Origin of the sequence: Shewanella sp. LZH-2, assembly GCF_016859145.1 — a bacterium.
GTDB classification, from domain to species: domain Bacteria; phylum Pseudomonadota; class Gammaproteobacteria; order Enterobacterales; family Shewanellaceae; genus Shewanella; species Shewanella xiamenensis.
This window is the reverse complement of the sequence record NZ_CP069350.1, coordinates 1744630-1765834: the sequence shown is the minus strand read 5'-3', so window position 1 is coordinate 1765834 and position 21205 is coordinate 1744630. Positions and strand designations below refer to the sequence as shown.

The 21205-nt window shown below is 44.5% G+C and carries 18 protein-coding genes; 9 read left to right on the top strand and 9 right to left on the bottom strand.

The window, feature by feature from the left end; genetic code table 11:
- The first annotated feature begins 129 nt into the window (after window positions 1-129).
- Window positions 130-2082, top strand: a complete 1953-nt coding sequence (locus JM642_RS07890; protein WP_203433762.1) for a hypothetical protein — start codon at window positions 130-132, stop codon at window positions 2080-2082.
- Between the two features lie 112 nt (window positions 2083-2194).
- Here JM642_RS07890 and hda read toward each other — a convergent pair whose 3' ends face one another.
- Window positions 2195-2905 carry a DnaA inactivator Hda gene (gene hda, locus JM642_RS07885; protein WP_037419883.1) on the bottom strand — a complete coding sequence of 237 codons (711 nt, stop codon included), beginning with the start codon at window positions 2903-2905 and terminating at the stop codon, window positions 2195-2197.
- Between the two features lie 76 nt (window positions 2906-2981).
- Window positions 2982-4064, bottom strand: coding sequence for a DUF2066 domain-containing protein (locus JM642_RS07880; protein WP_037426779.1), 1083 nt, complete (start codon window positions 4062-4064; stop codon window positions 2982-2984).
- A 215-nt stretch (window positions 4065-4279) separates the two neighbouring features.
- Here JM642_RS07880 and JM642_RS07875 point away from each other — a divergent pair, with 215 nt between their 5' ends.
- Window positions 4280-5518 (top strand): uracil-xanthine permease family protein, encoded by a 1239-nt coding sequence (locus JM642_RS07875; RefSeq protein ID WP_037426776.1) that lies wholly within the window; start codon window positions 4280-4282, stop codon window positions 5516-5518.
- Between the two features lie 106 nt (window positions 5519-5624).
- Here the strand turns inward: JM642_RS07875 and JM642_RS07870 are convergent, their stop codons facing one another.
- Window positions 5625-5957, bottom strand: coding sequence for a Grx4 family monothiol glutaredoxin (locus JM642_RS07870; protein ID WP_007649079.1), 333 nt, complete (start codon window positions 5955-5957; stop codon window positions 5625-5627).
- Between the two features lie 227 nt (window positions 5958-6184).
- Between JM642_RS07870 and sodB the strand changes: the two genes are divergently transcribed.
- The 4 genes from sodB to JM642_RS07850 all read left to right on the top strand — a co-directional run bounded on the left by sodB (window position 6185) and on the right by JM642_RS07850 (window position 11825).
- Entirely contained in the window at window positions 6185-6769 is a 585-nt protein-coding gene (gene sodB, locus JM642_RS07865) for a superoxide dismutase [Fe] (RefSeq protein WP_011622352.1), read from the top strand.
- Window positions 6770-7020: 251 nt separating this feature from the next.
- Window positions 7021-8955 (top strand): PrkA family serine protein kinase, encoded by a 1935-nt coding sequence (locus JM642_RS07860; RefSeq protein WP_037419872.1) that lies wholly within the window; start codon window positions 7021-7023, stop codon window positions 8953-8955.
- A 65-nt stretch (window positions 8956-9020) separates the two neighbouring features.
- On the top strand, window positions 9021-10289 hold the full coding sequence (locus JM642_RS07855) for a YeaH/YhbH family protein (protein WP_037419869.1): 1269 nt from the start codon (window positions 9021-9023) through the stop codon (window positions 10287-10289).
- A gap of 9 nt (window positions 10290-10298) precedes the next feature.
- Complete coding sequence (locus JM642_RS07850) at window positions 10299-11825, top strand: SpoVR family protein (protein WP_037419865.1); 1527 nt, start codon at window positions 10299-10301, stop codon at window positions 11823-11825.
- A 109-nt stretch (window positions 11826-11934) separates the two neighbouring features.
- Here the strand turns inward: JM642_RS07850 and fadR are convergent, their stop codons facing one another.
- Window positions 11935-12660: a fatty acid metabolism transcriptional regulator FadR gene (gene fadR, locus JM642_RS07845; protein ID WP_037419862.1), complete on the bottom strand. Its 726-nt coding sequence runs from the start codon at window positions 12658-12660 to the stop codon at window positions 11935-11937.
- Window positions 12661-12962: 302 nt separating this feature from the next.
- On the opposite strand from fadR, the gene nhaB reads away from it, so the two are divergent.
- From nhaB to JM642_RS07830, 3 genes are all read left to right on the top strand, one after another.
- On the top strand, window positions 12963-14564 hold the full coding sequence (nhaB, locus tag JM642_RS07840; protein WP_203433376.1) for a sodium/proton antiporter NhaB: 1602 nt from the start codon (window positions 12963-12965) through the stop codon (window positions 14562-14564).
- A 95-nt stretch (window positions 14565-14659) separates the two neighbouring features.
- A complete protein-coding gene (dsbB, locus tag JM642_RS07835) occupies window positions 14660-15187 on the top strand; it encodes a disulfide bond formation protein DsbB (RefSeq protein ID WP_037426767.1) in 528 nt (175 codons plus the stop codon).
- Window positions 15188-15343: 156 nt separating this feature from the next.
- A complete protein-coding gene (locus JM642_RS07830) occupies window positions 15344-17962 on the top strand; it encodes a cache domain-containing protein (protein WP_203433374.1) in 2619 nt (872 codons plus the stop codon).
- A 67-nt stretch (window positions 17963-18029) separates the two neighbouring features.
- On the opposite strand, the gene JM642_RS07825 is transcribed toward JM642_RS07830, so the two are convergent.
- The 5 genes from JM642_RS07825 to pdxH form a co-directional block, all read right to left on the bottom strand.
- Complete coding sequence (locus tag JM642_RS07825; RefSeq protein ID WP_037426761.1) at window positions 18030-18410, bottom strand: STAS/SEC14 domain-containing protein; 381 nt, start codon at window positions 18408-18410, stop codon at window positions 18030-18032.
- Between the two features lie 362 nt (window positions 18411-18772).
- Window positions 18773-19129 (bottom strand): DUF3802 family protein, encoded by a 357-nt coding sequence (locus tag JM642_RS07820; protein WP_037419846.1) that lies wholly within the window; start codon window positions 19127-19129, stop codon window positions 18773-18775.
- Between the two features lie 171 nt (window positions 19130-19300).
- Window positions 19301-19876 carry a YceI family protein gene (locus JM642_RS07815; RefSeq protein WP_047540190.1) on the bottom strand — a complete coding sequence of 192 codons (576 nt, stop codon included), beginning with the start codon at window positions 19874-19876 and terminating at the stop codon, window positions 19301-19303.
- Window positions 19877-20021: 145 nt separating this feature from the next.
- Window positions 20022-20477 (bottom strand): YaiI/YqxD family protein, encoded by a 456-nt coding sequence (locus tag JM642_RS07810; RefSeq protein WP_203433372.1) that lies wholly within the window; start codon window positions 20475-20477, stop codon window positions 20022-20024.
- Between the two features lie 18 nt (window positions 20478-20495).
- On the bottom strand, window positions 20496-21134 hold the full coding sequence (pdxH, locus tag JM642_RS07805; protein ID WP_055648129.1) for a pyridoxamine 5'-phosphate oxidase: 639 nt from the start codon (window positions 21132-21134) through the stop codon (window positions 20496-20498).
- Window positions 21135-21205 lie beyond the last annotated feature (71 nt).

The following is a 21205-nucleotide window of genomic DNA, read 5'->3' as shown; positions in this document are numbered from 1 at the left end:
ACCTTCGATCGCTTTTTGTAACTAAAAGAGCGTGCTATAGTCATTTTTTGTGCCAATAAATGACGGTGAATCGTGCCTGTCAAACAACAAAAACAAACAATAACAGCGAATTAATTGGAGTGAGTCATGATGGAAATATGGGGCCCAATTCGTCGATTCAGTATCATAGCCGCCGCAGCAACACTGAGTGCCTGTGGCGGCGGAGGTGATAGCAACAGCGATGGCGGCACAGTTACGCCTCCCACAACCAATGTGCCACGTTGTACCTCAGTCACACCATTAGTGACCACAGATACTGGTGCTATTCGGTTTAAAACGGAATCTCAATATGGTGTAGGACAATCCAGTGCCATTATTGCCAGCCTAGGTAATCGCGATTCGCAGGATCTCACCTTCCGTTGGCAACAACTCGAAGGCCCCAGCATTGAACTCGTTAGTCAAAATAGTCCTGTGTTAGCGATGGACCTCCCGGCCGCGGGCAGCTACCGCTTTCGCTTACAAATCACCGGCACCAATACCAATGTGACGGGTGACATCAGCATTAATGCCGATAACAACACGGGCGGATTACTGAATATTCGTCAAGATCATCAAGCCGTTGAGGGTAACGATGTGAGCTTGCGAATTGGTCAGCAAGCCGGCCTCAGTGCCGCCAATATCAATTGGTGTATCGCCGAAGGCCCCGATGTCAGCCTTGACATAAGCGATCCCTTTAGACCCCTATTTACCGCACCCGCTGTTGCTCAAGATACCTTAACCCGTCTTAGGGCATCAGCCACGATTAACGGTAATGTAGTGACAGATGAAGCCTTTGTATTAACCACGGCAGCGCCCACGATAAGCTCCAGTTACTTTGATACGCCACTTGCACGCACTCACGCTTATCATCCAACCTCACCTTATGCCAGTGCGTTAACGAGCTGTGTGTACTCGAATCAGTTAAAAGAGGCTTGTACAATCAATCAATTGCCACTCATAGGCCAAGTTTCGGATAACCTTGATGTCGATACGATTCTTGATAGGGTATTAGTGTCCCACGATTGGATGGGGGACAATTTTGCCGCATTTTTACGGCAGATGGATCCTAATAGTGACTTTGCCCGCCTGCTACAATCGGTCACCGCAGTGGTGATTAGTTATGATGTGCGCCCATCTTTCTATTGGGTTGTTACAGGGGCGATTTATCTCGACCCCAACGACCTTTGGCTGACACCTATGCAGCGCGATACCATCAACGAAGCGCCAGATTATCGCAGTAGCTTTGGCAATGAGCTGAATTTCATCATGCCATGGCGTTACGTTAAAAATAATCAATATGCTTCACAGGGCTTCCCAATCACTACGCGCGCCACACGGACTCTGGCTCAAATTAATCCTGACCTCGCCTCACTCTTATACCATGAGCTCGCTCACGCTAATGACTTCTTCCCAAGAAGCGTGCACGCATCACTTACAGGTCCAAGACTATTGGATGACTATAGTCGCCGAAATGCCAGTAAGAGTTTGATTTCAGATCAAGTAAGCCGCAGTTATCCCCTCACGAGTACCGAAATGACTGGGCTTGCTGGAGTGAGCTTCTTGGGTGCGAAAGCCACTGCCACCCAAAAAGCCTACCAACCTTCGGATGTCAGTACGTTTTTCTCCGGTGATATCGCCAATGATTTTTACAATTATTCCAGCACCCGCGAAGACACTGCAATGCTATTTGAAGAAGCGATGATGAGCTATCGCTATCAGATCCTGCGGGATGTAGCTGTGACAAATGCACCCGATGTAATCACCGCGGATACGATTATCGTCAACTGGGGACAAAGAGGCCGCATTGGCGCCGATAATTTGCTCAACCGTGCAGCCTTAGTGATCGATGGTATGTTACCCGAGTTAGATGGTATTACCTTGCTAGCAAGCCTGCCCGAACCCATCCCGATGACCCAAGGGCAAAGCTGGCGTCAAACATTAGGGATATCGCCCAATGCTGCCATTGTGAAAGGACAACAAAGTAGTACCGCAGCCAGTCGCGATAGCATAGCCGAGCCAGAGCTGCGCTTCAGTGGCGATCGTCATCGCCATCCGCAGCAGTAGTCACTTGATCTAAGCGAGCAGATAGACAAGATTTCAGTATTTCAGCTCATTTGGAGATATAAAAAAGCCCATCGTAATTATGCGACGGGCTTTTTGCTAATACGGTATCGGCTCAGAGGTGCAGCATTTCTTTTGCAAAAGGAATGGTGAGTTTGCGCTGATGCACTAAAGATGCTTTATCAAGTTTATCTAACACATCAAACAGAGTACGAAGGTCTCTTGCCATTCGATTGAGCAAAAAACGTCCAACGTCTTCAGGTAATTGCAGCCCACGCATGGCAGCACGGCGTTGCAATGCTGCGAGTTTTTCATCATCAGCCATAGGCTGGAGTTGATAATTGAGTCCCCACTGCATTCTTGAGACTAAATCGGGTAATAAAAACCCTGCATCCGCAGGCGCAGACCGACCACTCACCACCAGCGCGCAATGTTTATTTTCAGCAACACGATTATACAGATCAAAAATCGCCTCTTCCCAAACGGGGTGGCCTGCGATGTCGTCCACATCATCAATGCAAATCAAATCAAGTTGTTCCAAACCTTCTAATAGCGCCGTCGAAATACTCGCATGGATCCCAAGTGGCAGATAAAAGCTGCGGCGGTCGAGCTCATTCGCATGGGCACAGGCGGCATGCATTAAGTGAGTACGTCCCGATTTTACGGGTCCCCAAACATAGATAGCCGCTTCACCATGCCCCTCAGCATTAGCGCGCAGCTTTTGAATAAGTTCATCATTACCCGCTGCAGGATAATAACTATTAAAAGTTTCATCGTCTGGCAGATAAACCGGCAATGAAAGTTGTAGCGGTGAGTTTAATGGCACTCGTACGTCTCAATATCAATAAATTATCAACCCCACGCGACTGGGTAGAGTATTTCCCAGCCTCTACGAGGGAAGTTTAAGGTAACCGCCATTGATAGACAGTTTTACCTGCAGGGCTCGCACTGGCGGAAAACTCTCCAGGAGCGACCACCGAAATTCTCGGCTCTAAACTTAATAAACGCTCAAAGTCTGTCTGTGAGCCAAATAGATCTAACGAAAAAGTCACAGTGTTACCTTGAATGCGCGACAAAGTCGCATTCTTAACCGCACTCAGTTGTTTTAAATACTTTTCGACCTCGACAACTTGTGCCATTTTATCAATGTTCACAAAGGTCACACTAGCGCCAACCTGCTCTCCAGAATCCGCAATAGCATACTTAGTAAAATAGTAATCCCCTAGGGCAGCCATCATCGCTGTGATCGCCTGCGCACTATTTTCGGCACTGCCATTAAAACTAAACAATGGTGGCGTTAATGAATCAATCGTAGTTTTAGAATACAGATTTAAGCGATAACGCACCTGGTTCCCTGCTGGCTCAATGGCAACAAGCGCTAAGAAATCAGCTTGATAACGTCCAGAGACACTGGCCACTATATCTGCAAACATGCCTTTGACATCGTTCGGGTTAATCCCCATGAGTTCATCAAGATCGAGGATAGGCAATAGCACAGGTATCCCACGTTCATCAGAGAAAGAGCTAAACGCCTGACGCTCGGTCGATGTGGAAGAATCACTTAATAGAATGGTGTCACCTTCACCGGGCATCGCCACCCAAAACAGGGTCAATGGACGCTGGGTGCCCCATACAGGGAGTTGTGCTTGACGCAACAAGGACACAATTCGTCTGTGCTCGAAATTTGCTTTCAGCAGCAATTGACCATTTTGTTCAACATAACCAAATTGACTTAGCAAAGCATCAGGATTGGCCAACTGCGATTGAATGACGCTATTGTCCAAAGAACGGGCCGTCCCCGTGTTTTTAATGATCACTTTTTCTAAAGCGGTTTTCAGCGCACTATTACGCTCTGGAACCGCACGGGAAGTGACCGGTACATCGGCCTCATCTAATTTACTCACTTCAACAGCTTGCAGGCTATTAACGGTAAACAGGCAGTATAAAAACGCGACTAAGCTTGGCTTTAATAGAAATTTCAGCATCTTTGGGTAGTTGAAGTAACATCAGATAGTGCAAATTGTACCATAGTTCGCGCCTTTAGCGAGTCTTAGCCTTATTCGATACTCTGAATAAGGATCGCTACTCTGACAAGCCATAAAACAGTGATCGCCACCCGCAAATATATCATTTAATAAAGATCATATTGCAACAAACTGTTATCATCTCGCGGTTTACCCTAAATTTACGAGAATAATAAATGAGACGACTTGCTATTCCATTGCAGGGCGCACAAATGCTGTTTGTCGCATTTGGCGCCCTAGTACTGATGCCACTGTTAACTGGACTCGACACCAGTGTTGCACTCTTTACCGCAGGTATTGGTACCCTACTATTTCAATTAATCACTAAACGCCAAGTGCCTATTTTTCTGGCTTCCTCCTTCGCTTTTATCGCCCCTATTCTTTACGGGGTACAAACTTGGGGGATCCCATCAACCATGGGCGGTATCATGGCCGCAGGCGCGGTCTATGTATGCCTAGGCGCCTTAGTTAAAGTACGCGGCACTGACTTTATTCATCGGCTGTTACCACCTGTAGTTGTAGGACCCGTCATCATTATCATTGGCCTAGGCTTAGCGCCTGTTGCCGTGAATATGGCGCTGGGCAAAAGTGGCGACGGCAGTCTAACCTTAGTCGCAACCAATACGGCATTAATCATTTCGCTTGTATCCCTTTGTACCACCATTGCCGTAGCGATTTTTGCTAAAGGGTTACTCAAGGTGATGCCCATTCTTGCTGGCATTATCGTTGGCTACAGCCTGAGTCTAGCATTTGGTATCGTCGATTTTGCGGTAGTCACTGCAGCAAGTTGGATCGCCATTCCAAAATTTGTCGCCCCCGAATTTAACTGGCATGCGATTGCGTTTATGATCCCTGTTGCCATTGCTCCTGCGGTTGAACATATCGGTGACATCTTGGCTATTTCCAATGTCACTGGTAAGGATTTTATGAAAAAACCTGGCCTGCACCGCACCTTAACTGGTGACGGCGTAGCAACAATCGCCGCAGCAGCCTTCGGTGGTCCACCAAACACCACCTATTCAGAAGTCACAGGTGCAGTCACTTTAACCCGTAACTTCGACCCAAGGATCATGACATGGACAGCCATCACTGCCATTACCTTGGCGTTTGTAGGTAAATTAGGGGCACTGATGCAAACTATCCCCGTTCCAGTTATGGGCGGCATTATGTGTTTGTTATTTGGTTCAATTGCCGCTGTAGGATTAAATACCTTAATCCGTAATCACGTGGACTTATCCGAGCCGCGTAACTTAAGCATTGTCGGTGTCACCTTAGTCTTCGGTATTGGCGGTATGGCCTTTGGTATTGGTTCTTTTAGCCTTACAGGCATTAGTCTTTGCGGGATTGTCGCCATTACCATGAATCTGCTATTACCTGCGAGCAAACACCACGATAGAGATGCGGCATCACACTAAGTGTTGCCCTTCAATTCCTCATTCAGTAGGAATATGGCAATAAAAAAGCCGCTAAGTTATTCACTTAGCGGCTTTTTGTTATTCTTCATCGCTCTGTGACGAGTAATTACTCTGCGGTTTTGTACTTTTCTGCGGTCGCTTTGATTAATGGCTGTAATTCGCCTTTTTGGTACATATCAACCACGATATCACAGCCACCAATCAGCTCGCCTTCAATCCACAGTTGTGGGAAGGTTGGCCAGTTTGCATACTTAGGTAATTCAGCACGAATATCTGGGTGCTGGAGAATATCCACAAACGCAAACTGCTCGCCGCAGTTAATCATGATTTGGGCTACCTGAGATGAAAAACCACAGCTAGGTAATTTAGGAGAACCCTTCATATATACAATGATTGGGTTTTCAGCGATCTGCTGTTTAATTTTCTCTACTGTTTCCATTTTAATTCCTAAGTATGATGACATTGACTCAATGCTGGCTATTGTACGACAGCTAAGCACAGAACAAAATCCCACAGTTTGTAAGGTTATGGCCTGCAATTAGTTTTTCGATGACGCCTATCTAATCAATTAGCCAAACAATGATTCACATCACAAATTTTATCGGTACAATAGTGTCCAGTGAGCACGTTTAAAAAACGATAACCTAAGACCATGGAGAGATACTAATGGCTTTCGAATTACCCGCATTACCATATGCAAAGAACGCACTAGAACCACACATTTCTCAAGAAACCATTGAATACCACTACGGCAAGCATCACAACACCTACGTTGTTAAGCTAAACGGTTTGATCGAAGGAACCGATTTCGCAGGTAAATCTTTAGAAGAAATCATCAAAACTTCTACTGGTGGCGTATTTAACAACGCAGCTCAAGTTTGGAACCACACTTTCTACTGGAACTGCTTAGCGCCTAACGCTGGCGGTGAGCCAACAGGTCCTGTGGCTGATGCCATCAACGCGGCTTTCGGCTCATTCGACGCATTCAAAGCACAATTTACTGATTCTGCGGTAAACAACTTTGGTAGCGCTTGGACTTGGTTAGTGAAAAAAGCCGATGGCACTGTTGCTATCGTTAACACTAGCAATGCTGCAACACCTCTGACTGACAGCACTGTAACACCAATCCTGACTGTTGACGTGTGGGAACACGCTTACTACATCGATTACCGCAACGTACGTCCTGACTACTTGGCTCACTTCTGGCAATTAGTTAACTGGGACTTCGTGAACCAAAACTTCGCAGGTTAATCGTCTCTCAGCGATCCTTAAAAAGAGCCCTAGTGGCTCTTTTTTATTACCTCAAAAATCATTCATCTTCGACTTCCCGTTAAACTTCACCTAATAACTACAAGTGCAATAATTGCAATTGCAATCATTTGTTATTGTTTTTATTTGATATTTTTTTGACACAGCAAGCAAGTTTGTGTCTAAGATTAGTGTAGGAAGCTGAAAAATCAGTTATCCCTTCCATAACATCACTGGCGTTTCAGGGGGTTTATATGGGCATTTTCGAGCATTACCAAAAGCGCTACGAACAAAAACTCGATGAAGAATACACTTTGCAGGAATTTCTGGATATCTGTAAAGAAGATCGCAGTGCTTATATGTCAGCATCTGAGCGATTACTGCTCGCCATCGGTGATGCTGAAATTATCGATACGGCTAAAAATCCAACCCTAAGCCGTATCTTTTCGAATCGTCTCATCTCACGCTATCCCGCATTTAAAGACTTTTACGGTATGGAAGATGCGATTGAGCAAATCGTTGCCTACCTAAAACACTCAGCCCAAGGCTTAGAAGAATCTAAGCAAATTTTATACTTACTCGGCCCAGTGGGTGGCGGTAAGTCATCACTGGCAGAAAAACTTAAATCATTGATGCAAAAAGTGCCCATTTATATTCTGAGCGCTAATGGGGTAAGAAGCCCAGTGAATGATCATCCCTTCTGTCTCTTCGATGTGGACGAAGATGGTCAACTATTGCGGGATGAATTCAATATTCCCAGCCGTTATCTCAAAACCATCATGTCACCTTGGGCGGTGAAACGTCTGCACGAGTTTGGTGGCGATATTTCTAAGTTCCGCGTGGTCAAAGTCTATCCCTCTATTCTCGATCAATTGGCGATTGCCAAAACCGAGCCTGGGGATGAGAACAACCAAGATATTTCCTCTTTAGTGGGTAAGGTTGACATTCGTCAACTGGAACATTACTCCCAAGATGATGCCGATGCCTATGCCTACTCCGGCGCATTATGTCGCGCTAACCAAGGGATAATGGAGTTTGTGGAAATGTTTAAGGCGCCGATTAAGGTGCTACATCCACTGCTGACCGCGACGCAAGAAGGTAACTATAACGGCACGGAAGGCTTGTCTGCCCTGCCCTATAGCGGGATTATTTTGGCACACTCTAACGAGTCAGAATGGTCAACCTTTAAAAATAACAAGAACAACGAAGCATTCCTCGACAGGGTTTATATTGTCAAAGTGCCTTATTGTTTACGGGTATCGGAAGAACTGCAGATTTACAAAAAGCTCATACAAAATTCTGAGCTATCTCAAGCACCTTGCGCCCCCGGAACCATAGAAACCCTAGCGCAATTTAGCGTACTATCAAGGCTCAAAGTCCCAGAAAACTCTTCTATCTACTCGAAAATGCGAGTTTATGATGGTGAGAGCTTAAAAGATACTGATCCTAAAGCAAAATCCTACCAAGAATATCGCGATTATGCAGGCGTCGATGAGGGAATGAACGGCCTTTCTACCCGTTTTGCCTTTAAGATCCTGTCACGGGTATTTAACTTTGACCATTCCGAAATTGCCGCTAATCCAGTGCATTTATTCTATGTGCTTGAACGGCAAATTGAGCAGGAGCAATTCCCTAGCGATACCGCCGAACGTTATCTGGAGTTTTTAAAAGGCTACTTAATTCCTAAATATGTCGAATTTATCGGTAAAGAAATCCAAACCGCCTATTTAGAGTCCTACTCTGAATACGGCCAAAATATCTTCGACCGTTATGTCACCTATGCCGATTTTTGGATTCAGGATCAAGAATATCGCGATCCAGAAACAGGCCAGTTGTTTGACCGCGCCGCACTGAATGCCGAACTTGAAAAAATCGAAAAACCTGCGGGCATCAGTAATCCAAAAGATTTCCGTAACGAAATTGTCAACTTTGTCCTGCGCGCTCGCGCAAGTCATGAGGGCCATAACCCACTGTGGACCAGCTATGAAAAACTACGCACTGTGATCGAGAAGAAAATGTTCTCGAATACAGAGGACTTACTGCCAGTCATTTCCTTTAACGCCAAAACCTCGACTGACGATCAACGTAAACACGATGATTTTGTCAATCGAATGATGGAGAAAGGCTATACCAAAAAACAAGTCAGACTCCTGTCTGAGTGGTATTTACGGGTTCGTAAATCCTCTTAACTTGCGCTCACTAAAAACGAGGCTTTGGTGTTGCCAAAGCCTTCGCTGGGGTTTGGGAGGTGCGTATGGCGAACTTTATCGATAGACGGTTGAATGCGAAAGGAAAAAGTACAGTCAACCGCCAACGCTTTATCAACCGATATAAGCAACAAATCAAAAAAGCCGTCAGCGATGCCGTCACGCGTCGCAGTGTAACGGATGTAGATAAAGGTGAAAAAATCAGTATTCCCACACGGGATATCAGTGAACCTATGTTCCATCAAGGTAAAGGAGGCGTAAGAGACAGAGTTCACCCAGGGAATGACCAATTCACCCGTGGCGATAAAATTGACAGACCACCGGGAGGTGCTGGCGGCGGAGCGGGTAAAGGTGATGCCTCCGATTCAGGTGAAGGTAATGATGACTTTGCATTTGAAATCTCAAAGGATGAATACCTTGAGTTGTTATTTGAAGATTTAGAGCTACCGAATCTACAAAAAAACCGTCTCAACAAGCTCGTTGAGTATCAAATCTACCGTGCGGGATTCACCAATGATGGGGTGCCTGCCAATATCAATATTGTGCGCTCACTGCGTTCATCCTTGGCGCGCCGTATCGCCATGTCGGCGAGTAAAAAGAAATTGCTCAAAGAGTTGGAACAGGAACTGGCAGAGCTTGAAAATATACCTGGAACAAAAGCTGAGCTGATTTTGGATTTAAAAGCACAAATTGAGGAGTTAAAGCAGAAGATTGCTAAAGTACCGTTTATCGATACCTTTGACTTACGCTTCAACAACTTTGCAAGGCGCGAGGTGCCCTCAAGCCAAGCGGTCATGTTCTGCTTAATGGACGTGTCAGGCTCGATGGATCAAGCGACAAAAGATATGGCGAAACGTTTCTATATCTTGCTGTACTTGTTCCTCACTCGTACCTACAAAAACCTCGAGGTGGTCTATATCCGTCACCATACCCAAGCGAAGGAAGTAGACGAACATGAGTTCTTCTATTCCCAGGAAACTGGCGGCACCATAGTGTCGAGCGCCTTGAAATTAATGCACGAAATTCAACAGGCGCGTTACCCTGCCAATGAGTGGAATATTTACGCCGCGCAAGCATCCGACGGCGACAATTGGGCCGATGATTCACCAACCTGTAGGCAATGGTTAGAACAAAAAATATTGCCACTGGTGCGCTATTACAGCTACATCGAAATCACCAATCGTGCCCATCAAACCCTGTGGCGTGAATACGAATCCCTAAAACAACACTACGACAACATAGCGGTACAACATATTCGTCAAGCCGAAGATATCTACCCTGTCTTTAGAGAATTATTTAAAAAACAGGCGGTTTAAGGGGGCTCTATGGGGATTAAAGAAGCAAAAACACGTACAGCCTTAAGCGATGGTCCAGACTGGAGCTTTGAGCTGCTACAAAGTTATTTAAAGGAAATTGAACGGGTGGCAGCAATTTACAAATTAAACGCCTATCCGAATCAAATCGAAATCATCACCGCAGAGCAGATGATGGATGCCTATGCCGGTATTGGGATGCCCATAGGCTATACCCATTGGTCCTTTGGCAAACGCTTTATTGAGACCGAACAAGGCTACAAACGTGGGCAAATGGGGCTCGCCTATGAAATCGTGATCAACTCCAACCCTTGCATCGCCTATCTCATGGAAGAAAACACAATCACAATGCAAGCATTAGTAATGGCGCACGCCTGTTTTGGACATAATAGTTTTTTTAAAAACAATTACCTATTTAAAACCTGGACCGATGCGAGTTCGATTATCGACTATTTGGTGTTCGCTAAAAACTATATCAGCGATTGCGAGCAAAAATACGGTGTCGAGCAAGTTGAAAGCGTGATTGACTCCTGCCACGCCTTAATGAACTATGGCGTTGATAGATATAAACGTCCTGCTGAAATCTCTTTTAGGGAAGAACAAGCGAGGCAAAAAGATCGCGAGGCCTACCTGCAAAGCCAAGTGAACGATTTGTGGCGCACTATTCCCACCCATCAACAGCAGCAACCGTCGACCACTAAGCGCCGTTTTCCCGCCGAGCCGCAGGAAAACATTCTTTATTTTATTGAAAAAAATGCGCCATTGCTGGAGTCATGGCAGCGGGAAATTATCCGGATCGTACGCAAAATGGCACAATATTTTTATCCGCAAAAACAAACACAAGTCATGAATGAGGGGTGGGCAACCTTTTGGCACTACACTATTTTGAATCATTTATACGATGATGGTGTTGTCACTGACCGCTTTATGATGGAGTTTTTGCAAAGCCATACGGGCGTCGTAGCGCAGCCTGAATATAACAGCCGATACTACAGCGGTATCAATCCCTATGCCCTAGGGTTTGCGATGTTTACCGATATTAGGCGCATCTGTGAGGCTCCGACTGATGAAGACAAAGCCTGGTTTCCGGATATTGCGGGGAGTAATTGGCTCGAAACCCTACACTTTGCGATGCAGAACTTTAAGGATGAGAGTTTTATCAGCCAATACCTGTCACCAAGAGTGATCCGTCAATTCAAGCTGTTTGGCATCCATGATGATGAAAAACGTAACTATTTATCCGTATCCGCCATCCACGATGAACAGGGCTATCAAGATATTCGTAATTTATTATCGCAGCAGTACAATTTGTCTAATATTGAACCCAATATTCAAGTGCATAATGTTGAAATAAACGGCGACAGATCCCTTACGCTAAGGTATGTTCCCAACAAAGATATCCCGCTTGCTAATAGCTACAAAGAAGTGCTCAAGCATCTGCACCGTCTTTGGGGTTTTAGTGTTAGCCTTGAACAAGCCAACGCTGATAATAGTATTACATTATTAGCTACATGCCCTGAGCAGCCCAAAGCGGACTGATAATCCGTGGTAAGACAACATACAAAAAAGCCGTTTTAGCGAAAACGGCTTTCATATTTTATTTGACCTGATGTTAACAAGCACCCAGATAGTGAATGCTCAGCGTCAGCTACGAATGCGAATCCTGTTGAGCAATTGAAGACGGCATATCATCACGCAATTGCAACCACATTTTGCCACTATTGATCCCATAGGTACGCATTAATGCAGGCACATCGAGATAGTTTTTCGCTTTCGCTAACAGTTCTAACTCTTTATAAAAATTAAGTGCCAACTGACGAGCCTCTGGACTACTAAAATAGTAACGCCCAACTCGACTGTATAGTCCCTTAAAGCCATTCAAGATCAATACATAAAGCGGATTACCCGATGAGAACGCTAACGTATGATGCAACAGATAATCATACTCGGCAAAGGATTCAGCGGTATCCTCTAACTGATGGATTTTAGCCAATACTTCCATCGCAGTATCAGGGCTGTTGCGCAGTGCGCCACGGAAATAAATTGCACTCACATTGGTACGAGCAGAGAGTAATTGGTCCACTAGTACAGGGAAGCCCTCAGGGTTGAGATCTGCAATCGTCTCAAGAATATTCAGACCCGAAGTTTCCCAAAAATTATTGACACGAGTCGGCTTGCCATGTTGAATTTTCAACCAACCATCACGCGCTAAACGCTGTAACACCTCACGCAACGTCGTCCGGGTCACGCCGATCAATTCAGAAAGCTCACGTTCAGCCGGTAAAATGGACCCTGGAGGAAACTTATTTTCCCAAATCGATCTTACAATATACTTCTCTGCAAAACTTGCAGGTCCTTTGGCATTGATAATCATCAGCCCACTTATCCAGTTGTTGTGCTTTAATAATGGTCACTGATCATACCAGAGCGGTAAAAAATGGAAACCATTGACTGAAACTCCCCGCTTCATCAGCGTACAATTGTCACAAAAATGTTTAATAAATCGACACAAATCAATAGCAATTGTACCAATTTTGCCGATTAGCTCCGCTTTTTGAAATCTGGGTTTGAGTAACTCGTTACATTAGCATTCTCTTTAGGCTAGACTGAATCCTAAAACATATGTCACTAACAATAACTTGTGAAATTTAAAACATAATTAGAAGAGAGGATGCCATGCCGATGACAATGAGTCAGGCGTTTATTGGAAACTTCTTAGGTAACTCACCTAAGTGGTACAAGATCGCAATACTGTCGTTTTTAATAATCAATCCAATACTCTTTTTCTATGTCAGTCCCTTTGTGGCTGGTTGGGTATTAGTGCTTGAATTTATTTTCACCCTAGCAATGGCGTTAAAATGCTATCCATTACAACCCGGCGGTTTGTTAGCCATCGAAGCGGTTGCAATTGGCATGACTTCAGCCAGTCAAGTGCTACACGAAATTGAAGCTAACCTTGAAGTGTTATTATTGCTAGTGTTCATGGTGGCTGGCATTTACTTCATGAAGCAACTGCTGCTATTCGTGTTTACTAAGATGATCACCAAAGTCCGATCTAAAATCTTAGTGTCTTTAATGTTTTGTTTAGCTTCAGCATTCCTATCCGCCTTTTTAGATGCTTTAACCGTTATTGCAGTAATTATTACCGTTGCAGTGGGCTTTTACTCTATTTACCACAAAGTTGCCTCGGGTAAAGATTTCTCTGCCGATCATGACCATACCTCAGAAGATAAAAACGAGGAAGGTGATGCCCTACTCAACGAAGCTGAGCTGGAGTCTTTCCGCGGCTTCTTACGTAACCTATTGATGCACGCAGGCGTCGGTACCGCATTAGGTGGCGTGTGTACTATGGTGGGCGAACCACAAAACTTAATTATTGCCGCCCAAGCTAACTGGCAGTTTGGTGAGTTTGCAATTCGTATGTCACCAGTTACCGTGCCGGTCCTGATTGCTGGTATCTTAACCTGCTACTTAGTCGAAAAATTCCGTATCTTTGGATACGGTGCGCAATTACCTGATGCTGTTCATAAAATCCTCTGTGACTATGCAGCCTATGAAGATGCACGTCGTACCAATAAAGATAAAATGAAGCTTATTGTTCAAGCCATTATTGGGGTTTGGTTGATTGCAGGTCTTGCGTTACATTTAGCCTCTGTCGGCTTGATTGGTTTATCCGTGATTATTTTAGCCACTGCGTTTAACGGTATTACCGATGAACATGCCCTAGGAAAAGCCTTCGAAGAAGCTCTCCCCTTTACGGCGCTGTTAGCGGTATTCTTTGCCGTGGTCGCAGTGATTATTGATCAACAACTATTTGCTCCCGTGATCCAATGGGCGCTGAACCACGAAGGCAATACCCAATTAGTGATTTTCTATATTGCTAACGGGTTACTCTCTATGGTCAGTGATAACGTGTTTGTGGGGACGGTCTACATTAACGAAGTCAAAGCGGCTTTGATTAATGGTCAAATTACCCGCGATCAATTCGACCTGTTGGCTGTGGCAATTAACACTGGAACTAACTTGCCTTCAGTTGCAACACCCAATGGTCAAGCTGCATTCCTGTTCTTACTGACATCAGCACTTGCACCACTCATCCGCTTGTCCTACGGCAGAATGGTATGGATGGCATTGCCTTACACGATCGTCCTATCGGTTGTGGGTGTAATGGCGATTGAAATGGGTTTCTTAGAGCAAATGACGCAGTATTTCTATGATTCCCATGCAATTTTGCACCACAGTGTTAAGGAAGCCTTAGCGCCTGCGGCAGCTCACTAACATAAATATCAGAGTTGACTGAACTTTATGAGTTCAGTACAGTCAAACAAACGCCCTATCTTCAAGGGCGTTTTTTGTTGATACGGAGTTCACTTTTGACAGCATTCACTCGCTTTGCCCATTCCCGTGCATCTTGGTTTATTCTGACAGGCTCTGCGATTGTCCTTGAAGCGGCCGCTTTATATTTTCAATACGTGATGAAATTAGATCCCTGTGTGATGTGTATCTACCAAAGACTCGCTGTATTCGGTATTTTGGCTGCAGGACTTGTGGGAATGACGGTGCCAAAGTACCGTATCGTTCGAATTTTGGGAGCACTGGGTTGGGCAATAAGCGCAACATGGGGCCTAAAGCTAGCATTAGCCTTAGTGGATATGCAAAACAATCCCTCACCGTTTTCTACCTGCTCGTTTTTACCCGAATTTCCAGCCTGGATGCCACTGCATGAATGGTTTCCTGCCATCATGATGCCGACGGGTATGTGTACCGATGTGCCATGGCAATTTATGGGAGTGACAATGGCCGAATGGATGGTCGTTGCCTTTAGTGGTTATCTAGTGATGTTATTACTGTTTATTGTGCCAATTCTCAGCGGCTCAAATAAACCGTCACTCTATAAATAAGTTTCAATAGGCAGACTTAAGGTCTGCCTTATTTTTATGCCTCTCCATTTATAACTTTAGTTAGTGTTATGACTTAACTTTGATTTAAGCCAATGGCAATTAGATCAAAAAAAGCTAAACTGGCTCAATGATCGCGGCATTTGGACCCCGTATAACATGGATAAACGGCCTATCATTGCGCCACAAGCCTCGTTAACCCAATGGCAAAAAAGCCTGCCGTTTAAGCTCAGCTTGCTCCAACTCATCATCGCCAGCATACTGATTTTCAGTACTGCTTGGGTCATCCTTAATATCCAGACCCAACAAATCAGTGAGCAACAGACGTTGCTTAATCAGAATCACGGTCAAATAATTATTGCAAAACTGCAGGAGATGACCTCACAAGTCGAAAATCAAGTGAATGCGATTAGTCAAATCGCCATGCTCTACCGCCATGAACCTGAACAGCTCAGTAAAAGTATTCCCGTTTTACTTTCGATAGAAAGTCAAAAAGACATCATCTCTGGTGGCGGTATTTGGCCTGAGCCAGGCGCATTTAATCGGCAAAAGTTCCGTGACAGCTTGTTTTGGGCGCACAATATTCGCGGTGAGTTGGTAGCGATAGACAGCTACAACAGTGATAACTTCCCAAGTTATCATACTGAAGAATGGTATCGACCAACCCGTTTTTTCCCCGCGGGTAAAGTCTTTTGGTCTAAATCCTATGTCGATCCCACAACCCATGAACCTATGGTTACCGCATCAAGCGCCATGTGGGTAGATCATCAATTTATCGGTGCAGCTACCACGGATATTAGTCTAGAAAAACTCAACCAGCTGTTACGCAATGCCATGTTGGATGTCAGTGGCTATGTCGTGGCTATTGACCATCAAAATCAAATACTGGCTTTTCCTAATCGTGATAATACACGCCAATCTCAGTCTGATACGACACACCATTTAATGAGCTTTGATGCGTTAGCTAAAGTAGAGCACGCTTTTACTCCTATAGCATCAGCGCTTCAGTTGGCAGATCGCAGTTTTATCGACCAAGCAATTGCTGAGCGCGTTTTTACTCAAGAGCAAATGGATAATCTCACTCGATTAAGCAGCGATAATGAGCGAGAAATGCTCTCTGCAATTGTGAATGACAACGCGAAAAACCATTTCACAACCTCCCGACGTATCGCTTCAATCGCATTGACAATGGATCCTGTCCTAAAGGCGCCTTCACTCGTTTCTGTTTTTCTTATGCCACATACTTATTGGAAAATTTTAGTCGTCACACCAGTCGCGCCGTTACAAGACACCGCTAAAAAACTGATTGAAAAGGTGGGGCTTTCTTTAGTCGCAATCCAAATGCTAGGCCTTATATCCTTGTTCATACTGCAACATAGGCTAATCATGGCTCCTATAATGGAAATGGTCAGAGCGCTTAAACGCAATGACTCTGCCTCCATCGAACTCAAAGCCAAAGAGCGCCATGACGAAGTCGGATTACTCGCAAAGACTTTTTTATCGCGTACTCAACAGCTTGAAATCGCTATGGCGAGTTTAGATGCCAGCAATCTCGCACTGGAACAACAGTTACTTAGTCAACAACATGTTCAACAGGAATTGAATCGACATAAGGAACAATTAAGATCTTTATTAGACTTTGCATCTACCATCATTTATATCAAAGACTTAAATGGCAGATACACCTTGGTCAATCATAAATATTGCGAAGTACTCGGTATCGAACGGCGAAAAATTATCGGTGCCATGGATTTTGAACTCTTCCCAGCTCCTCTCGCTCAACTCTACCAACAGAACGATCAACGGGTAAACCATCGCCACGATGCTCTGCATTTTGAAGAGCCAATACCAACTCCCCGTGGTGAAATTATTTACCAGATGACAAAGTTTGATATCCGAGATGATGAAGATAATTCTATCGGCGTTGGTGCAATTGGCTTTAATATGGATCTCAAAAAGCGCCAAGAGAAAGCACAAGAAAAACTGCTAGAACAACAACAGCAACAAATGAAGGAACAGCAACATCAAACTCAGTTAGCCCAGCAAGAACTCGCCTTAATGAGGGAGCAGATAGGTGAGCTCAATCATGAAATTACACAGCAAATCCAACTCAACCTCAATAAACAGCAAAGTCTAAAACTCATGCAGCACTTCCTCGCCGAAGTGATTAATCAAATGATGCAAGAGCAGGATCGCCTCCTCGCTCAAGTATGTCAGATTCGTCAAGATGAATATGTCGACCAGTCTGCTAAAGCGGTGCATCTCATGAGTCAACAGGCCGTAAGATTAAGACAAATATCGCAGCTATTTACTGATCAACATAGTGAAATACGCCCGCTCCATTTAGCGCAGTTTCTCCAACATTTACTCAGCCTATTACAGCCACAATTACTCAAAGCACAGGTGAAAGTAAATCTTAACTGCGATGAACTATTAATTATCGATGGTAATGCTTGGCAATATTTGCAGTTTTTCTATCGATTGCTTAATAACACTCTACAACACGCATTTAAAGAGCATCATCAACATCGCGAAATACTGTTGCAACTCGATAAACGAGGTAATGAATTACATATACTGCTACAGGATAATGGTGTGGGGATCTCGACAGCTCATCTTGAGCAACTCAGGCATGACATACTTCAAAGACAATGCACAGGAACGCTATCCTGCCTCAATTTGTGGATAAAATATGAGTTAAATGGCGAGCTAATCGTAAACAGCGAACTCAATCTAGGCACTCAAATCGAGTGCTATTGGCCGTTGGCTACGGTGTAACAGCTCTTTGCCGCCCGGCTCTATGCTTTACAAATTAAGCATCAACAATCCGAGCAGTTACTCTCTGTTACAGTGCAATCACTTTGTCGTCGTCTAGCCATTCCTTAGCCAGTACACGCTCATTTTCGCCAAAGACTTTAACCGGACAAGGCAACATAAAAGCTAACGTATTGACCATAGTCCCAAGCATTTGCGTATCCGCAATCATCACTACCCGCGCGAAATCACTGAAATGGAACACACTGAGTAAAGCATCGTCCCAAAGTGCTCCAACTGTAACACCCATAAAATCAGCACTAAATTCATACCATAAACGAATACAAGCATGATCCAATAACTTAGCTTCAATGGCCGGAAACAAAATGGTTTCAATATCCTGATGCGTTACCTGACCGGAAACAGCAATGGTTAATAAATCATCGGCATAGCTAGGACATATGGTTAACATTATGCATCTCCCTTCGTATATCACCCAAAAATATCGTTATAGAGTAAAGATATACCCTGTAAGCAAAGATGCTTAAACAACTGGTGATTTTTCTACGGCTCGGAAAGCAAAATAAGCAGAGTGATAGCTTATCTCCCCTAACCACATAGGCTTTTGTGCGAATATCGACAGAAAACAGAAAAATGAGCACAAAGGGTTGTTACTAACAACGGCAATCAATCCAGCGTGAAGAGACAAGCCATGATGGAAAAACCAATATGCAATTGCTGAAGGCAAGGAACGGGATTAAAACACGACTTCAATTCCCAAGAGCTAACGATAAGCAATGGGAGTAAGAGTAACCCGATGACTAGCCTCAAACATTAAGCATGGGATTGAAATTTTGCGATCTCTTGATCAAATAAATTTTTGATGAGTCCTGAAAATTCAGTGATAAACAGCGTTTGCTCAGGTGTTGCCCTATGATTGGCTACAGAGGCGAGAATTTCCTCGAGATCATACACGATGGCATCGACCTCACGGATAATGGTATTACGCTCACTAAAGGAGAGTGACGGATTTTGACCACAGACCATAATAATCTGCGCGGATAATTGTTCCTCAAACAATTCCATCACGGTATCGTCGGACACATTTTGGGTATCAGGCGTTTCGAACAAGCCAAGATGCTCAGTCAAATACTGGATTAAATGCATGTAACCGTCTTTATCTGTGACCATTTTTAACCCTTAAAACAACTAAATCGAGCGCCATTAAGGACACTGTTAACATCTAAAAAGCCTCAACATCCACCCATTAAGTGGTCAGTATGAGCATTATACGTCAGCCACCTCATAACCTTATCTTAAATACAACAGCTGACGTATTGATCTAAACCAATCTTATTGTTGTTACTGAGTTAAGGTTAGTACAAACGACACCGGAACGGCTTGGCTAATACTAGATAAACCTGCAATATCACGCAACTTATCAACCCCAGCAACCAAGCCAAATTCATTGGCATTGATAATTATCGGCTGAAAACTACTAACCATCAGTTTATTATCAGATACTTTGGTCAAAATTACCGAAAAAGTTTTTGTTTGCTGTTTTCCATGCAGGGCAATTTTGCCCTCGATGTCAACAACCTTTGACTCATCCACTGCAAGCGCTTTGAGCATTTGACTATCGACTTGGGCGCTCAAGTTAAGTTCAGGATACAGTGACACTTCAAACAATAAGTGCTGCATACGCTCATCACGCACATCAATACCCGTTGCTACGCTTATCAGCGGAATTGTTAGCTCAAATTGGCCAGTATCCTTCAGAGTACCTTTTAGTTGCTTAAAATGATGAACCTCAGCAATATCACCCTTTTTTACCGACACGAAACTGACCCTAGAATCCTGCTCAATCACTTGCCATTGGGCAACGGAGCTGAAGCTCATCAACGTCGATAATGCCGCGATTCCTATCCATTTATTCATCGTATCCATCCTCAATTGTGAGTTGTAAGACCCAGCAGCTCCTTGTTATGAAGTACAAAGCTGCTCAGCACTTAGCAAACCGTGACAAAGATCACCTAAGCTTCACTAAAGATACTCTTTTTATTGATTAGCGACCAGTGAACTATCATTTAACCCGCACAAGCCATTTGTCTAAACTATTGGCAAAAGCCTGCTTATCGGCCGCAGACAAAGTATCAAGTCCACCTGTATGTACACCCGATGAACGTAAATCTTCCATAAAATCACGCATCGTAAGCTTTTGGCGAATATTGTCAGTGGTATAGAGTTCACCGCGGGGGTTGAGCGCCAGCGCGCCCTTTTCGATCACTTGCGCCGCCAACGGGATATCGGCAGTGATGACTAAATGTGTGGCCTCAACATGGTCGACAATGTATTGATCCGCCACATCAAAGCCTGAGCCAACACGCACTTGACTGATATACGGTGACGGTGGCACCCGTAGCATTTGGTTCGCCACCAGCACTAGCGGCAGCGCCTTTCGCTCAGCTGCGCGAAATAAAATCTCTTTAATTGGGTTTGGGCAAGCATCGGCATCCACCCAAATCTTATACTGTTCCACATTAAGCTCCTAAAGCCATTAGGGTGCTAAACGGTCAATCATCCACTCATCCGCTTGGCGAGTGTAGAGAAAGCGGTCATGCAGGCGATGCTCTCCACCTTGCCAAAACTCAATACTTGACGGCTTAACTAAGTAACCGCCCCAAAAGCTCGGCAATGGTACATCGCCCTTAGCAAATTTCGCTTTCATTTCAAAGAACTTACCTTCGAGCACTTGTCTGGCACTCAGTTTGCTCGACTGCTGCGACACCCAAGCGGCAATCTGGCTATCCTTGGGGCGGGTCATAAAGTATTTCAGCACTTCGGCGGTAGAAAGCGGCTGCGCCTCACCGAGAATCGACACTTGGCGTTCAATCGGATGCCAAGGAAAATGTAGACTCACTTTATTATTGGCCGCAATCTGCTGTGCCTTGCGACTGCCCAAGTTAGTGAAGAACACAAAACCTGTTTCATCAAAACGCTTTAACAGTACAATTCGTTGAAAAGGTTGGCCATGTTCATCCACTGTGGCAACACACATCGCGGTAGGATCACTCAGCTGCGCATCTCTGGCTTGTGTCATCCACAATTCAAATAACTGCATCGGGTTTTGGGGTAAATCGGCGCGTCTTAAGCCACCTTTGGTGTATTCACGGCGAATATCACTGAGATCTGTCATAGGTTTTCCTTTTTATAAGCGCACAATGATTGCTATCTGTGCAATCTGCGGATAGATCAAGTTTATCATGG

Bases quoted from the DNA above. Each gene is read 5' to 3' on its own strand.
- JM642_RS07890 (WP_203433762.1), top strand. From the start codon at position 130: ATGGAAATATGGGGCCCAATTCGTCGATTCAGTATCATAGCCGCCGCA.
- JM642_RS07855 (WP_037419869.1), top strand. From the start codon at position 9,021: ATGGCGAACTTTATCGATAGACGGTTGAATGCGAAAGGAAAAAGTACA.
- JM642_RS07875 (WP_037426776.1), top strand. From the start codon at position 4,280: ATGAGACGACTTGCTATTCCATTGCAGGGCGCACAAATGCTGTTTGTC.
- JM642_RS07880 (WP_037426779.1), bottom strand. From the start codon at position 4,064: ATGCTGAAATTTCTATTAAAGCCAAGCTTAGTCGCGTTTTTATACTGC.
- JM642_RS07820 (WP_037419846.1), bottom strand. From the start codon at position 19,129: ATGGTCACAGATAAAGACGGTTACATGCATTTAATCCAGTATTTGACT.
- JM642_RS07815 (WP_047540190.1), bottom strand. From the start codon at position 19,876: ATGAATAAATGGATAGGAATCGCGGCATTATCGACGTTGATGAGCTTC.
- pdxH (WP_055648129.1), bottom strand. From the start codon at position 21,134: ATGACAGATCTCAGTGATATTCGCCGTGAATACACCAAAGGTGGCTTA.
- fadR (WP_037419862.1), bottom strand. From the start codon at position 12,660: ATGATTATCAATGCCAAAGGACCTGCAAGTTTTGCAGAGAAGTATATT.
- sodB (WP_011622352.1), top strand. From the start codon at position 6,185: ATGGCTTTCGAATTACCCGCATTACCATATGCAAAGAACGCACTAGAA.
- JM642_RS07850 (WP_037419865.1), top strand. From the start codon at position 10,299: ATGGGGATTAAAGAAGCAAAAACACGTACAGCCTTAAGCGATGGTCCA.
- JM642_RS07830 (WP_203433374.1), top strand. From the start codon at position 15,344: ATGGATAAACGGCCTATCATTGCGCCACAAGCCTCGTTAACCCAATGG.
- JM642_RS07860 (WP_037419872.1), top strand. From the start codon at position 7,021: ATGGGCATTTTCGAGCATTACCAAAAGCGCTACGAACAAAAACTCGAT.
- JM642_RS07825 (WP_037426761.1), bottom strand. From the start codon at position 18,410: ATGTTAACCATATGTCCTAGCTATGCCGATGATTTATTAACCATTGCT.
- nhaB (WP_203433376.1), top strand. From the start codon at position 12,963: ATGCCGATGACAATGAGTCAGGCGTTTATTGGAAACTTCTTAGGTAAC.
- JM642_RS07870 (WP_007649079.1), bottom strand. From the start codon at position 5,957: ATGGAAACAGTAGAGAAAATTAAACAGCAGATCGCTGAAAACCCAATC.